Raw genomic sequence first — 457 nt, 5'->3', positions numbered from 1 at the left:
GCGCAAAAACTCTTTTTTCAGCTCCACCTTCTCTCTTTCAGTATACCCCATTTGACTGAGCAGCGCAGCCGCGACCGGGTTGTCGTGCCGGATGTACTCCCGCCACTGCTTCTTCCGCAACGCCACCGGAAAAAAGCGAAACTGCAGCACTTCCCCAAACGGAAATTCCATCGAAAACACAGACGGTTCCTCGCGGAGAGAATCATAGTGGAAGACGGCGATCGGGACGATGCGGGTCCGGTAGGTTTCATACAAGCGGCTGAAATAGAGGAACATGCGCTCGGCAAACGTCGGCTGGACATACCCTTGCGTTTCCACGTGCACGATGATCAGCCCGTCTTCGCCTTTCAACTTCGTCTCGACCAGCAAATCAACGCGGTACTTTTCGCCAGCCGTCACATCAGTAAACAGCTCTTCGGATAAAAAGGACAGATGGTGGAAATCGATATGCTCGTGC

Annotated in this window: 1 pseudogene; it reads right to left on the bottom strand. The window is 53.4% G+C overall.

The features are described from left to right. A pseudogene (locus VU18_RS16315) lies at positions 1-457 on the bottom strand (DUF4351 domain-containing protein); the annotation flags it as partial.

This window comes from Geobacillus sp. ZGt-1, from assembly GCF_001026865.1.
GTDB classification, from domain to species: Bacteria; Bacillota; Bacilli; order Bacillales; family Anoxybacillaceae; genus Geobacillus; species Geobacillus thermoleovorans.
The sequence above is the reverse complement of the archived record's forward strand: the minus strand, read 5'-3'. Positions and strand labels throughout refer to the sequence as shown.